Origin of the sequence: Gordonia hirsuta DSM 44140 = NBRC 16056, from assembly GCF_000333015.1 — a bacterium.
Classification (GTDB): Bacteria; Actinomycetota; Actinomycetes; order Mycobacteriales; family Mycobacteriaceae; genus Gordonia; species Gordonia hirsuta.
The window spans coordinates 172,240-185,799 of record NZ_BANT01000002.1 but is presented as its reverse complement, the minus strand read 5'-3'; the positions used below and the strand labels follow the sequence as shown (position 1 = coordinate 185,799).

The following is a 13,560-nucleotide window of genomic DNA, read 5'->3' as shown; positions in this document are numbered from 1 at the left end:
GCCCCGGCTCACCCGGTGCGGTCAGCGGCTACCGTGAACCCATGAAGATCGTGCAGGCCGCCAGCGCCGTCATCGTCGATACCGATGGCCGGGTGCTGCTGATCAAACGGGGACACGAGCCGCAGAAGGGTAAGTGGTCGGTGCCCGGTGGCCGGGTCGAGGCCGGGGAGACCCCCGGCCAGGCAGCGGTCCGCGAGGTAGCAGAGGAGACCGGCCTGCAGGTCGTCGTCGGTGAACAGCTGTGGACCGCGACGGTTCCCTTCGAGGATGAGCGCCTCTACGAGGTGCACGACTTCGCCGCCACCGTACTCGGCGGAGAATTGCATTCGGGCGACGACGCCGACGATGCCCGCTGGGTCGCACCGGCCGAACTCGATACGCTGCCGCTGGCCACGGGTCTGCGCGAGAGGCTGCGGACCGCCGGTATCGGCTGAGCCGTGACCCCGGCCGGCCCGGTGCGACTACTGCGCGTCGCCGGGCTCGTCCAGGGCCAGTTGTTCGACGTAGGCGCCCTGCCAGACGGTGTCGAACGGGGTGTGGCCGGCCACGCGTCCGACGATGCCGGCGGTGACGAAATCCTTGGCGAACTCGACCGCGTCCTCGATGTCGGCCCCCTTGGCCAGTTCCGCGGTGATCGCCGCTGCCAGGGTGCACCCGGCGCCGGAGACCCGCTCCGAGCCGATCTTCGGCGCGCGGAAGACCGTCGCCTGCGTCCCGTCGTAGAGCACGTCGACCGCCTCGTCACCGGGCAGATCCACACCGCCCTTGGCGACCACGTACTGCGGCCCCAGGGCATGGATCCGCGCAGCCGCCTCGATCAACTGTTCCACCGAGGAGATCTCGGACATCCCCGACAGGGTCCGGGTCTCGAACAGGTTGGGGGTCACCACGGTGGCCTGCGGCACGATCTTCTCCCGCAGCGCGGTGTCGGTGTCCAGGGCCGCCCCGGGTTCCTGTCCCTTGCAGATCAGCACCGGATCCAAGACCACGTGGCGCCAGGATCGTCGGCTCAGGCCGTCGGCGACCACGTCGATGGTCGCCGCGGTTCCCAGCATGCCGATCTTCACCACGTCCAGATCGTGGGCGCCGGTCGCCGCTTCCATCTGGTCGGCGATCACCTGCGGCTCGACCGGCACGAACCGGTGATTCCAGCCGTCCGTCGGGTCGAACGAGACGATGCACGTCACGGTCCCGACGCCGTAGACGCCCAACTCCTGGAAGGTCTTGAGATCGGCCTGCAGCCCTGCGCCGCCGGTGGCCTCGGAGCCGGCAATGACATATGCGAGATCAACCACGATCACGAGCGTACCGACCGGTCGCGGCCGCGCCGGTCTCAGCCCGGCCAGTAGTACGCATCGGGGGTCGCCCGCGCCCCGAAGATCGCCTGCCCTACCCGCACACACGTCGAGCCCTCTTCGACGGCGAGCTCGTAGTCGCCGGACATCCCCATCGACAGTTCACCGGGACCCAACAGCGCCGGATCCTCTGCGCGCACCCGATCGCGGACGGCCCGCAGCCGCCGGAAGCAGGCGCGGATCCGTTCGGTGTCGTCGGTGAACAGCGCCAGCGTCATCAGTCCGCGCACCCGCAACGTCTCGAACTCTGCGAGATCGCGCAGAAAGGTGTCGACTTCGTCCGGGGCGAGGCCGTACTTCTGTTCCTCGGCCGAGGTGTTCACCTGGACCAGCACATCCAGCTGCCGCCCGGCCGCCTGCAGACGCCGGTCCAGTGCCCGGGCCACCCGCAGACTGTCCAGCGCCTGGAACTCATCGGCGAAGGCGGCGACGTCCTTGGCCTTGTTGGTCTGCAGGTGACCGATCAGCGACCAGGCGACGCCCGTGTCGGCCAGGTCGGCTGCCTTCGCCTTGGCCTCCTGCACCTTGTTCTCCCCCAACATCGTGCAGCCGGCCTCGATCGCCAGGCGCACCCGGTCGGCGGGAACCGTCTTGGATACCGGGAGCAGCCGGATCTGTGCCGGATCGCGGCCCACTCGCTGTGCGGCCGCATCGATACGTGCGCGGACCGCGGCCAGATTGGCCCGGAAATCGTCGACCGTCACCGCATCGGGATACTGCTGCGCACCGCTCATACCGGCCATTATCTCCCGCCCCCGAACTATCACCCGCACCGGAACCGAGGAATTCCGCGGGCTGCACAAAAGCAAACACCCCAGTTCTTCTGTGAAGAACTGGGGTGTTTGTTTGAGTCGTGAATCAGACCGCGACGACGTTGGTCGCCTGCGGACCCTTCGGGCCCTGCTCGATGTCGAATTCGACGCGCTGCGCCTCTTCGAGGTTCCGGTAGCCGGAACCTGCGATCGCGCTGAAGTGGACGAAGACATCTTCGCTACCACCGTCGGGAGCGATGAAGCCGAAGCCCTTTTCGCCGTTGAACCACTTCACGGTTCCTTGTGCCATGCTCTTTTACTGCCTTACTTCAGATTTTCCGGGGACAGAGCTGTCACCCGGAAAGAACTATGTCACATCCGGCCCAGCAGGGAAACCCCTACCTCGCGAGTGTCGGAGATCCGGGCCCCGGGCGGTGATCATCGACGACCGTTCGGGGCGAGGCAGTAGCGTTCAGGTATGGGCCCCCTCGACGAACTCACACCCGACACCTGGCAATCCGGACCGACGTTGGCCGATGTACTGCCTGCCGCCTCGAGCGCCCTGGGTTTCGGCGAGCCCGGCGCGCTCGTCCTGCCGGATGCACACACGGTGATCGTTCTCATGGTCGACGGCCTCGGCGATCTCCTGCTGACCGAACACGCCGACCTGGCGCCGACCCTGGTGCGCTACCGCGCCGAAGCCATGCGCGCCGGCTTCCCGTCGACCACAGCGGCCAGCCTGACCAGTCTGGGCACCGGCCTGTGCACCGGCCAGCACGGCATCCTCGGATACAGTTTCGCCCCTCGAGATCTCGATCCGAGCCTGTCGCACACCCTCAACGCCTTGCGCTGGACGCTGGACACCGCGCACGGACCGGATGCGAGTTCACTGTTCCCACCGGGGCAGGTGCAACCCATGCCGACCATGTTCGACGACCTCGTCCGCGCCGGCACCGAGGTGATCCTGCTGGGGCCCGATGCCTTCCGCAGTTCGGGGCTCACCCACAGCGCCTACGGTTCGCCGGGTGATTACCGGGCGGCCTCCTCGTTCGACGATGTGCTCGATGCGATACGCACCCTGCTGGCCCAGGGTGATCGCGGTCCGCGGCTGATCTACGCCTATCTCCCCCACCTGGATGCGGCCGGACATCGGTGGGGGCCGGGCAGTCCGCAGTGGTGTCACCGTCTGGAGCAGGTCGATGAGCTGGTCGCCTCGATCACCGACGCCCTGATACCCGAGGTCGTCCTGACGGTGACCGGCGATCACGGCATGGTGACCGCCGGGAACCGGATCGATCTGGACACCACCGAAGAATTGACCCGACAGGTCCGGGCGGTCGCCGGTGAACCCCGGGTACGCCACCTGTACACCGAGTCCGGCGCCGCCGATCAGGTGCTTGCCCGTTGGTCAGAGCTGCTGGGCGATCAGGTCCATCTGGCCACCCGGGATCAGGTCATCGCGCAGGGCTGGTTCGGCGACGAGGTCGCCGCCTATGCCGCCGAGCGCATCGGTGATGTGGTGGCGGTGGCACGCGGCGACGCTGTGCTCACCCGCAGCCAGGCCGAACCGGACGAGACCGCGATGCCGGGTCACCACGGCGGCTGGACCGCCGCCGAACTGCTGGTGCCGCTGATCGTCGCCGAAGGCTGACACCGGCCGTCGGCACCGCTCGGGCGGCTTCGCCGCGGAGCGGGCCTCACGCCTCGACCGACAGCGCCCACATGACCCCGAACCGGTCGAAGACCTGTCCGTACCAGCCACCCCAGGGCGCGATTTCGAACGGCATACCGATCTCGCCGCCGCCGGTGGCCAAGCCGTCGATGATCGCGCGGGCACCCTCGACCGAATCCGCCGTGTACAGCAGCGAATACGCGGTGCCACGTACGGCGTAGTCGCCCTCGCTGTCCATCGCGTCACCGCCGGCGATCCGTCCGGCCGGCGTGATCAACACCGCATGGGCGACGGCCTCGGGGTCGGGAGTGAACGGCATCCCCGTCAACTCCACTTCACCGTACTTCTGGATGTGAAGGTCACCGCCGAGGACGTCATACCAGTGGCGGAAGGCCGCCTCGGTGGTGCCCGGTAAAGCGATATAGGTCGCGATGGATTCGGTCATGCGGACGTCCCCTCCAACAGTGGATGTGATGTTCACCACTGTACGGGGATGGGTCAGGAGAAACGCAGCTCCAGCGTCGCCATGCCGAAGATCTTCTTCTCGTTGGCCTTCGCGGTCAGGATCACCACGCCGCTGCGGGTCTCCGGGTCCAGCGACTTGACCTTGCCGCCGTACACCACGTCGCCGCGACCGTCGGACGGCACGATCGCCGGCGCCGACAACCGCACCGAGTACTTACGCACTGCACCGGGATCTCCCGACCATTCCGAGATCACACCGGCTCCCAGCCCCATCGTGAGCATGCCGTGGGCGATCACATCGGGCAGCCCGGCCAGCTTGGCGATATCGGCATCCCAGTGGATCGGGTTCGCATCTCCGGAGACACCGGCATAGTTCACCAGATCACCGCGGGACAGCTTCGTCTGGTGCTCGGGAATCAGATCACCCTTGGTCAGTTCGTCGAAGTTGCGCGAGCCGACGGTGCGCGTGGCGACCGCCTCCGAATCGGCCGGAGCCTGGCCCTGCCGAACAGTCTTGACGTAGTCGGCGGCCGAGGCCTCCACCGACAGGATGTCGACGTCGTGCATCATCACCTTCGCCACCGCCGCGGAGATCCCCGGATCCACCTCGTCGGCGGACACCCCGACCACGGTGGTGTGCATCCGATGCACCGTCTCCCCGTGTGCGTCGACGAAGGTATTGGTGATGGTGATCATGTCTTTGCCGGCGATGCGGCGCACCGAGGACAGTTCGACGTCGGTGGTCAGCTCATCGCCGACGACGATCGGCCGGTACTGCTCGAAGACCTGTTCGGTCTGCACATAGGTCTCGTAGCCGACGACGACCTCCTGCATCAGCTTCTGGTTCGCCGCCATCGCCGGGATTGAGGTGAACGTCAGCGGAGCGACCAGACCGCTGTAGCCGAGCGCGGCTGCGGCGGCCTCGTCCCAGTGGGCGGGATGGTAGTCCTGCACGGCGCGGGCGTACTCGCGCACCTTCTCGCGGCCGACCACATAGGTCTGCTCGCGGACGTAATAGTGCCCGACACGCGCCATGAGCGCGCTGTTCTCCGCGACAGTCTCGGTGGAGGTCATGTTCTTCCTAACGGTTAGCCGACGAAGAGATGGTAGTCCGCACCCGTGGGTGTCCTGAAATCACGCGGCCCGTCTACGTGCTGTTCCGTCGCGCCGGGGCGGCGATGCATCCTCGTACCGGGACACCGGTGCATCATGGAAGAATGGAACAGCGATCAGGTGTCGCCCGGGCCGGCGACCTCGAGGTGGTCTACGACGAATTCGGTGATCGGCAGGCGCCGCCGGTATTGCTCATCATGGGGCTGGGCGCGCAGATGGTCTACTGGCGCGAAGACTTCTGCCGCCGCATCGCCGACGACGGCTACCGGGTGATCCGCTTCGACAACCGGGACGTCGGGCTGACCAGCAAACTCGACGGGGTGCGGGTCGGCGGTCCACCGCTTCCGCTGCGCCTGGGACAGACTTTCCTGGGCCGGCCGGTCTCCGGGGCGCCGTACACCCTGCTCGACATGGCGAGTGACGCCCGGGCCGTCCTCGATCACCTGGACGTGGAACGCGCCCATATCGTCGGCGCGTCGATGGGCGGGATGATCACCCAGGTCTTCGCCGCCGAGCACGCCGACCGCACCTCGACGGCCACCGTCATCATGTCGAGCAACAACCAGGCGTTCCTGCCTCCCCCCGGACCCCAGCAGTTGCGTGCGCTGATCAGTCCCCCGCCGCGCGGGGCCGACCGCGAGCGGCTCATCGCCCACCGCGCGAAGGTCGGCCGGATCATCGGCAGCCCGGTCCATCCGGCCAGCTGGGAGCAGTCGCTGGCCCACAGCGCCGAATACTTCGACCGCAACTACTATCCGGCCGGGTTCCTGCGGCAGTTCGCGGCGATCCAGGGCACCGGCTCCCTGGTCGGTTACAACAAGCGGACCACCGCACCGACGCTGGTGCTGCACGGCACCCACGACAGACTCATGCGGCCTTCGGGCGCCAAAGCGATCGCCCGCGCCGTGCCTGGTGCCCGGCTCACCATGGTCGACGGTATGGCGCACGATCTGCCCGAACCATTGTGGGATGAGATCGTCACGGCCCTGACCGGGCACTTCGCGCAGCGACCGTAGCCCTCAGACCCGCTTGCGGGCGTGCGAGGACCATAGCGAGTGAATGCGTTCGGCAGGTTCCAGACGCAGCACCAGCCAACCGAGCACGAGCGCGAGCGCCGCGGCCAACGCCACCGCTCCGATGCGGCCCAGCCCCAGCGAGAACGCGGGCTCATCGGTACTGGTGGTCAACAGGATCGCGGGAGTCAGGAAGGCGACGAACATCGCGTAGTTGTTGTTGCGCAGGTAGGCGATACACAGCAGCATGCTGATCCCCGCGACCACATACGGCCACGGCGCCGGTGCGAACGACACCGCGACCGCGATGGCTGCTCCCAGTACGGTGCCGCCGAGGCGATCGAAGGCGCGGGTGAAGCGATCGTCGAAACCAACAGCCACGATCAGGCAGTACGAGAGCAGCGCCCACGACGAATACGAGTAGTCGGTCAGCTCCCCGATCAGCACGATGATGATCGCACCGATCCCCACCAGCACACCCGAATCCATGCGTCGGTCCAACGGCACCGCCGGCGCCGGTGCACGATGCTCGGCGACGTCGGTGTCGACGTCCTTGGCCGGAAAAAGCACCGTCATCAACGTGATCAACGCAACGCCGAGGATCGACCCGACCACCACGCTCCCCCACTGGGCCCCGGATGCGGCCAGGGTCGAGAAGGCGACGAAGTTCACCGGTGATCGGGTCATCGCCGCGACGTGACCGATGCCGAACAATCCTTGAACCAGGGAGACCGCGGCCAGCCCGACGAGCACCACCCACAACTGACCGGCCGTACCGGCCGCGTACCCGGCCATCGCCACGGCCACCGTCCACACACCGGCGCCGATCCGCCACTTCAGCGGGAAGGCCCGGGCCGGCGACAGGAGCAACAGGATCGCCAGATACCCCGACTGCGCCGTGTTCGGACCGATCCAATAGCGGGTGCCGCCCAGTACGAGCGCCGAGGCCACCAGCAGGATCAGCGCGTAGACGATGGTCTGCTTCGGCAGAGCGAGCCGGTGGGGCTTCGTTCGCGGCGCGTCGGCTGTTGAGCTCGAGGTCATGTTCAGGCAAGTTACCGTGTCCGGACCGCACGCGCAGTGGCGGCAGACCCCGTCGTCGCAGCACCTAGCTCCGAGTCCGGTCGAAGCTGCAGAAAACCGCCCTCCCCGAGATTCGGGACGGCCGGCTGAACTGCATAACCGGTCGGGCTGACAAGAACTGAACCTGCGACCCCATGTACACGAATTATCATGTTTCGGGGGTCGTCTGGTGTCGATGCACGTCCAAGTGTCAGCGAGTATCGCACCGTCCGAACAGTACTGTCGGTCTCAGGTCTTACGGAGCGGTAAGGGTTTAGACCTGACCACCGCTTCGAGCAGTGCTTCGACACGGGCCATCACGTCGACCTGCGCGAGCTCCACCAGCGCCTACAGCCCGATCGGGTCAGGCGCCTCGAAGTCGTCGACACTCATGCTTCCCGTTCGTGCCGACGGATCGCCGCCCGGATCGGATCAGCCACGTTGTAGATGTCGATGACCGATTCGATGTCGTGACGCGTGCCGGCGTTGCTGGTCTCGAACGTCGTCACATACTTGACTGTCTTGCCGTTGAGGTGCAGCCGGATAATCGGTTTGCGGTTGTTGTCGTCGAGCAGCACCGCGAAATAGGCTTTAGCGTCCCGGTAGACGACCCGCTCTGGTGGAACCTCCGCTACGGCGATCGCGCGCACGATGTTGAATCCCTCGAGTTCCTCTTCGGTGGTGACGATGTCCGATTCCGGATCCGGCTCCGGCGCCGCGGCAATCTCTTGGGCGGCTGGTGTGTCGACGGCCGCGGCTGGGCGTGCGGGTTCCGGTTCGTTCGTCGCCGACGCCGCATCCTCACCCAGTGCTGTCTTGAGGCGATCGTTGACCTGGGCGCCGATGTACTGGTTGACCGCTTTGGATACCAGCGGCCGGAACTGTTCGAGGACCCGCTGCGTTGCTTTGCCATCGTAGACACGGCTGACGAAGTACCGGATCCAGTCGTCGGAGGGAGCTTTCACTTCGTTGCTGATGATCCGGCGGATACCGCCGACGTACTTGAGTTCCTGGGCGGCGTTGATGACCGAGTCCAGGTCGAACGAATCCTTGGCGAGCTTCTGCACCTCCGGCAGGAGACTGCGGTCCAGGTCGAGGAGATCGAAGACCAGGAACGGTTTCTCGTCCATCCGGTTGGGCATGTCACCGTCGGTGAAGATCTGGTATTCCCGGCCGTTGGTGAGGATCGCGATCCGCGCCGAGGTGACCGAGAAGTAGCGGAATAGTTGGCCGGCGTGGTGCAGGTCGAGCGTGGCGCCGATCGGTTTGCATTCGATGAGGATCTGCACGGCGCCGTTGTGGAAGATCGCGTAGTCGACTTTCTCGCCCTTCTTGAGCCCGACATCGGCTGTGAACTCTGGGACGACTTCGGTGGGGTCGAAGACGTCATAGCCCAAGACATTGGAGATGAACGGCATGATGAGGGCGTTCTTGGTGGCCTCTTCGGTAGCGATGGTGTCTTTGGTGTTCTGGACTTTCTTAGCCAGATTCTTGATGGCTTCAGCGATGCTCACTGGTGCAGGTCCCTCCCCTAGGCACGGATGGTTGGGAACCCTAGTCGCCGGTGGTGTCGGTGTTACCTGGTTCGGACTACCTGTCGGCTGAACGGGTGACCCGGGGATGCACAAAAAAACCGCCCCTTCCGTAGGTGAGGCGGCCAAAGTGCGGGCGTTAGGCGGGCACGATCTCCAAACAAGAGGTGTTCGAGGTGGTCCCACCAACTGTGATGTAGAGGCCGATCGACGTTGACGCCGAAATAGTGCGGGTCATCGAAGCGGTGCCCGCTCCGATTGCGCTTTCGACAGCTCCGTCGATGACCCACTGCGAGCCGACATTGACTATTAGGTGGAGGGTGGCCGACCATGAGCTGGAACCCGGGAGCGCGTTCGAGGTCGCGTTGCCGCCGAATCCGGTGGTGATGGTGGTGCCGATCCAGACAACTCATGCCCCGCCGATCCGCTCCATATGCAAGGTGGTGACCTTGTCCGACGGCGCCGACACCGAGCCAGTTTGGGTGATGGGTGCCGTGGCGTGTTCGCCAGTCATTCCTGTGGCGGCCACGATGCCCGACACCGTGATCGCGGTGGCGATTGAAGCGGTGACCGGTCTGTCCTGCTGCACATCCTCCGACACTCCACCTCAGCGGTGATGTCTGCGCCGAGCTTGACTCCACTGCCCAACGTGTCCACCAGCACCGTGATCTAGGCGTCCACCACCATGTCAGCAGCAACAAATATGACCGGGACAATCGCAGCGTCCAGGACCGCGTCGAGCGTGATGTCGGCGGTGGCGACATGGGCTTCGACAGCGTTCCGGGCGGTTTGGGGGTGAATACAGAAAACCGGCCTTCCCGAGATTCGGGAAGGCCGGTTGACCTGCATAAACGGTCGGGCTGACAGGATTTGAACCTGCGACCCCTTGACCCCCAGTCAAGTGCGCTACCAAGCTGCGCCACAGCCCGTTTCTCCTTGCGGAGCACTCCTTCGTGCGGAGCGATTGTTACCTTAGCGCACGCGCTACAGCGTTCACGAATCGCCCTTGCCGGCGTCGGCCATCAGCGCCGGATTGCCCTTGTTTCGATCGAACCAGACCCACAGTGCGGTCAGGATCAACGCCCCCACCAGCGAGCCGATGATGCCGCTGGGACGGAACTCGAAACCGTGTCCGGTGATCAGCCCGATGATCAATCCGCCCAGGAAGGAGCCCACGATTCCGGCCGCCAAGGCCACGGTCCAGTTGACTCCACCGTGCTTGTTGGCGCCCAGCAGCAGCTGCGCGGCAGCGCCGATGAGCATTCCCCAGAGGATGATTCCGATGATCAGCATGACCCGCAGTATTCCACAGCCACCGCCGCCCTCGGGTCTCGCTACTTCTTGCGGTCGCGCTTTTCGCGCACCCGGACGTTCACCCGCACCGGCGAGCCGGTGAAGTCGAATTCCTCCCGCAGTTTGCGCTCGACGAAACGGCGATAGCCGGCCTCCAGGAAGCCCGTGGTGAACAGCACGAACGTCGGCGGACGGGTCGCCGCCTGGGTGGCGAACATCACCCGCGGAGCCCGTCCACCGCGCGCCGGCGGCGGGTTGGCGGCCACGATGTCCTTGAGCCAGCTGTTCAGGCGGCCCGTGGGCACTCGCTTGTCCCACGACGCCAGCGCCTGCTCCATCACCGGCACCAGTTTCTGCACACTGCGACCGGTCTCGGCGGAGATGTTGATGCGGCGGGCCCACGGCACGCGGGCCAGTTCCCGGTCGATCTCCTTGTCCAGGTCGTACCGGCGGTCCTCGTCGACCAGATCCCACTTGTTGAAGACGACGACCAATGCCCGGCCGGAGTCGATGATCATCGACAGCACCCGCAGATCCTGTTCGGTGATCGTCTGGCTCGCGTCGATCAGCAGCAGTGCCAACTCCGACGAGTCCAGCGCCGAACGCGTCCGCAGGGAGGCGTAGTACTCGTGCCCGGTGGCGGTCCGGACCTTCCGTCGCAGGCCTGCGGTATCCACGAACTGCCACAGTCGCCCGTCCAGCTCGATGATCTCGTCGACCGGGTCGACGGTGGTGCCGGCGACATCGTCGACCACCGAACGCTCTTCCCCGGCAAGACGATTCAGCAGTGAGCTCTTACCGACGTTCGGCTTACCCAGCAGTGCGATCCGTCGCGGTCCACCGGCGACGAAGCGCTCACGCGGGGTCTCGGGAAGCTCCTCCAGGATCAGATCGAGCAGGTCAGCGGTGCCGCGCCCGTGCGATGCCGAGATCATGTGCGGCTCCCCCAGCCCCAGCGACCACAGGGTCGCCGCATCGGCTTCGACCCGCTCGGAGTCGACCTTGTTGGCCGCCAGCAGGACCGGGGTCTTGGATCGACGCAGCGCCCGTGCGACCGCCTCATCGGTCGTCGTCGCACCCACCGTCGCATCGACGACCAGCACGATCAGATCGGCGGTACGCATGGCCAGTTCGGCCTGCTCGCTGATCGACTGCTGCAGCCCCTTGGCGTCGGGCTCCCACCCGCCGGTGTCGGTGACCATGAAGCGGCGGCCGTTCCACAACGCCGGATACGAGACCCGGTCGCGGGTCACCCCGGGGACGTCCTCCACCACGGCCTCGCGGCGCCCGATGATCCGGTTCACCAGCGTCGACTTGCCGACGTTGGGGCGTCCGACGATGGCGACGACCGGCAGCTTCTCGGTCTCGCCGCCGTCCTCGTCGATCACGAAGTCGGAGAGTTCCCAGTCGGCCTCATCGCTCCAGGTCCCGTCACCGGGCAGGGCACCCTCGTCAAAGATCTCGTCAGACATCACGTACTCCGATCCGCTCGCCGACGAGCTCCGTCAGCCGGTCGAGCACCTCGTCCAAGGTCAGGTCACTGGTATCGATCTGCACCGCATCGTCGGCGGCACGTAGTGGACTGACCGCGCGGGTCGAGTCCAGGTGGTCACGGCGATTCACGCTCTCGAGCACCGCTGACAGGTCGCTGTCGCGGCCCGCCTCCAGGTTCTGCAGGTGACGCCGCTGCGCGCGCGCCTGCGGCGTCGCGGTCAGGAACACCTTCACCGCCGCATTCGGGAAGACGACGGTGCCGATGTCCCGGCCCTCGACCACCAAGAACTCCGATTCGGCATGACTGCGCTGCAGTGCCACCAGTTTGTCCCGCACCGCCGGATGCGCCGACACCGCCGACACCGCGCCGGTGACCGCATCGGTGCGGATCTCCCGCGAGACATCGGCACCGTCGAGGTAGACCACCGTCTCACCGGTACTGCCGGCCATCACCCGGATCTGCCGCGGCCCGACGACCTGCCCGACCGCAGTCGCATCGGCCGGGTCGACGCCCGCTCGCAGCACCGCCAGCGTCGCCGCACGGTACATCGCACCGGTGTCCAGATAGTGCGCACCCACGCGCTCGGCGAGCAGTCCGGCCACCGTGGACTTCCCGGTCCCGGCAGGCCCGTCGATCGCGATCACATCGACCGAATCGTTCACCGTGCTCACATTCCCACCGCCTTGTACAGTGCGCCGATCTCCTTGCTGTCGAGAACGCGCAGGCTGCCCGGGCGCTGTTTACCCAAGGTGATCGGCCCGATATCGGTGCGCACCAGGGACTCCACCGGGAACCCCACCTCGGCCAGCAGCCGGCGCACGATGTGCTTGCGTCCCTCATGCAGGATCAGTCGCACAAGACTGCGTCCCTCGTTGAGTTCCAGGACCGCGAATTCGTCGACCGCGGCGGGCCCGTCGTCGAGCTCCACGCCCTGACGCAGGACGCGGCCCAGACCGCGCGGAACCTGTCCGCGGACGCTCGCCAGGTAGGTCTTGGGCACCTCGAACGACGGATGCATCAGCCGGTGGGCGAGCTCGCCGTCGTTGGTCAGCAGGATCAGTCCTTCGGTGTCCGCGTCGAGCCGTCCGACGTGGAACAGCCGCTGACCGGCCATCACCCGCTCGGACACCAGGTCCCCGATGCAGGGGCGCCCCTGTTCGTCGCTCATCGTCGACTGCCAGCCCTTGGGCTTGTTCAAAGCGAGGTACTGCTTGGACTCGTCGATCACCACGCGCGCACCGTCGACCTTGATGATCGCGGTCGACGGATCGATCCTCAGCCCCTGTTCGACGACGATCTGGCCGTCGACCTCCACGCGTCCGGCAGCGATGAGTTCTTCGGCGCCGCGGCGCGAGGCCACGCCGGCGGCCGCCAGCACCTTCTGCAGACGCATACCGTCGGAAACGTAGGTGGCGCCCGGCCCCTCGGCCTCCACGCGCTGATTGCGCGCGGGCTTGGCGTTGTTCAGCCGGACCCGGCCGGAGGCGATGTCCGGTTGCGCGCCCTTGCGATGTGGCTTGCGGCTGGACGCGTGCTGGCCGGGGCCGCCCTGCTGCGCCGGCCGACCCGCTTTCCCTGTCCCGGCACGCTGACCCGGGCCGGCCTTCCGGGCCCGCTTACCGGCGGCGGCCTTGCTGCGCTCGCCACGCTGCTCGCCACGGGCTTGTTCACCACGGGCTTGTTCACCACGGCCGTGTCCGCTGCGGCGCTGTTCGCCACCGCGCTGTTCGTTCCGGCCCTGGCGGCCTTTGCCCTGTCCCGGTCTGCCGTCTCGGCTAGCGGTTCCCATGAGGTCTTCCTTATGTGTT

Annotated in this window: 15 protein-coding genes and 1 tRNA gene; 4 read left to right on the top strand and 12 right to left on the bottom strand. The window is 66.4% G+C overall.

The genetic code is table 11. The features are described from left to right. Nucleotides 1-41 precede the first annotated feature (41 nt). Nucleotides 42-434 carry an NUDIX hydrolase gene (locus tag GOHSU_RS01015; protein ID WP_005935383.1) on the top strand — a complete coding sequence of 131 codons (393 nt, stop codon included), beginning with the start codon at nucleotides 42-44 and terminating at the stop codon, nucleotides 432-434. 27 nt (nucleotides 435-461) lie between these two features. On the opposite strand, the gene thiD is transcribed toward GOHSU_RS01015, so the two are convergent. From thiD to GOHSU_RS01000, 3 genes are all read right to left on the bottom strand, one after another. Next, nucleotides 462-1,295: a bifunctional hydroxymethylpyrimidine kinase/phosphomethylpyrimidine kinase gene (thiD, locus tag GOHSU_RS01010; RefSeq protein ID WP_024332681.1), complete on the bottom strand. Its 834-nt coding sequence runs from the start codon at nucleotides 1,293-1,295 to the stop codon at nucleotides 462-464. Nucleotides 1,296-1,333: 38 nt separating this feature from the next. Beyond that, nucleotides 1,334-2,098, bottom strand: coding sequence for a YggS family pyridoxal phosphate-dependent enzyme (locus GOHSU_RS01005; protein ID WP_005935375.1), 765 nt, complete (start codon nucleotides 2,096-2,098; stop codon nucleotides 1,334-1,336). A 115-nt stretch (nucleotides 2,099-2,213) separates the two neighbouring features. Next, entirely contained in the window at nucleotides 2,214-2,417 is a 204-nt protein-coding gene (locus GOHSU_RS01000) for a cold-shock protein (RefSeq protein ID WP_005935372.1), read from the bottom strand. A 168-nt stretch (nucleotides 2,418-2,585) separates the two neighbouring features. On the opposite strand from GOHSU_RS01000, the gene GOHSU_RS00995 reads away from it, so the two are divergent. After that, on the top strand, nucleotides 2,586-3,758 hold the full coding sequence (locus GOHSU_RS00995) for an alkaline phosphatase family protein (RefSeq protein WP_005935368.1): 1,173 nt from the start codon (nucleotides 2,586-2,588) through the stop codon (nucleotides 3,756-3,758). Nucleotides 3,759-3,804: 46 nt separating this feature from the next. Here GOHSU_RS00995 and GOHSU_RS00990 read toward each other — a convergent pair whose 3' ends face one another. Together GOHSU_RS00990 and GOHSU_RS00985 are read right to left on the bottom strand one after the other, a co-directional pair. Beyond that, nucleotides 3,805-4,224 carry a VOC family protein gene (locus GOHSU_RS00990; protein ID WP_005935365.1) on the bottom strand — a complete coding sequence of 140 codons (420 nt, stop codon included), beginning with the start codon at nucleotides 4,222-4,224 and terminating at the stop codon, nucleotides 3,805-3,807. Nucleotides 4,225-4,277: 53 nt separating this feature from the next. Continuing rightward, a complete protein-coding gene (locus GOHSU_RS00985) occupies nucleotides 4,278-5,318 on the bottom strand; it encodes a fused (3R)-hydroxyacyl-ACP dehydratase subunits HadA/HadB (protein ID WP_005935363.1) in 1,041 nt (346 codons plus the stop codon). Between the two features lie 143 nt (nucleotides 5,319-5,461). Here GOHSU_RS00985 and GOHSU_RS00980 point away from each other — a divergent pair, with 143 nt between their 5' ends. After that, entirely contained in the window at nucleotides 5,462-6,373 is a 912-nt protein-coding gene (locus GOHSU_RS00980) for an alpha/beta fold hydrolase (protein WP_005935361.1), read from the top strand. A 3-nt stretch (nucleotides 6,374-6,376) separates the two neighbouring features. Here GOHSU_RS00980 and GOHSU_RS00975 read toward each other — a convergent pair whose 3' ends face one another. Together GOHSU_RS00975 and GOHSU_RS00970 are read right to left on the bottom strand one after the other, a co-directional pair. Next, on the bottom strand, nucleotides 6,377-7,414 hold the full coding sequence (locus GOHSU_RS00975; RefSeq protein ID WP_005935356.1) for an FUSC family protein: 1,038 nt from the start codon (nucleotides 7,412-7,414) through the stop codon (nucleotides 6,377-6,379). Nucleotides 7,415-7,821: 407 nt separating this feature from the next. Beyond that, on the bottom strand, nucleotides 7,822-8,946 hold the full coding sequence (locus GOHSU_RS00970; protein ID WP_005935354.1) for a type I restriction endonuclease: 1,125 nt from the start codon (nucleotides 8,944-8,946) through the stop codon (nucleotides 7,822-7,824). Between the two features lie 338 nt (nucleotides 8,947-9,284). Between GOHSU_RS00970 and GOHSU_RS00965 the strand changes: the two genes are divergently transcribed. Beyond that, nucleotides 9,285-9,581 (top strand): hypothetical protein, encoded by a 297-nt coding sequence (locus GOHSU_RS00965; RefSeq protein ID WP_155820845.1) that lies wholly within the window; start codon nucleotides 9,285-9,287, stop codon nucleotides 9,579-9,581. A 238-nt stretch (nucleotides 9,582-9,819) separates the two neighbouring features. On the opposite strand, the gene GOHSU_RS00955 is transcribed toward GOHSU_RS00965, so the two are convergent. The 5 genes from GOHSU_RS00955 to GOHSU_RS00935 all read right to left on the bottom strand — a co-directional run bounded on the left by GOHSU_RS00955 (nucleotide 9,820) and on the right by GOHSU_RS00935 (nucleotide 13,541). Next, nucleotides 9,820-9,893, bottom strand: a tRNA-Pro gene (locus tag GOHSU_RS00955). A gap of 64 nt (nucleotides 9,894-9,957) precedes the next feature. Continuing rightward, on the bottom strand, nucleotides 9,958-10,257 hold the full coding sequence (locus tag GOHSU_RS00950; RefSeq protein WP_005935351.1) for a GlsB/YeaQ/YmgE family stress response membrane protein: 300 nt from the start codon (nucleotides 10,255-10,257) through the stop codon (nucleotides 9,958-9,960). A 41-nt stretch (nucleotides 10,258-10,298) separates the two neighbouring features. Then, complete coding sequence (gene der / locus GOHSU_RS00945; RefSeq protein WP_005935349.1) at nucleotides 10,299-11,729, bottom strand: ribosome biogenesis GTPase Der; 1,431 nt, start codon at nucleotides 11,727-11,729, stop codon at nucleotides 10,299-10,301. Further along, on the bottom strand, nucleotides 11,722-12,423 hold the full coding sequence (gene cmk, locus GOHSU_RS00940) for a (d)CMP kinase (RefSeq protein ID WP_005935347.1): 702 nt from the start codon (nucleotides 12,421-12,423) through the stop codon (nucleotides 11,722-11,724). The genes der and cmk overlap by 8 nt, the downstream gene beginning before the upstream one ends. Then, complete coding sequence (locus GOHSU_RS00935) at nucleotides 12,420-13,541, bottom strand: pseudouridine synthase (RefSeq protein WP_005935345.1); 1,122 nt, start codon at nucleotides 13,539-13,541, stop codon at nucleotides 12,420-12,422. The genes cmk and GOHSU_RS00935 overlap by 4 nt, the downstream gene beginning before the upstream one ends. Nucleotides 13,542-13,560: the final 19 nt, after the last annotated feature.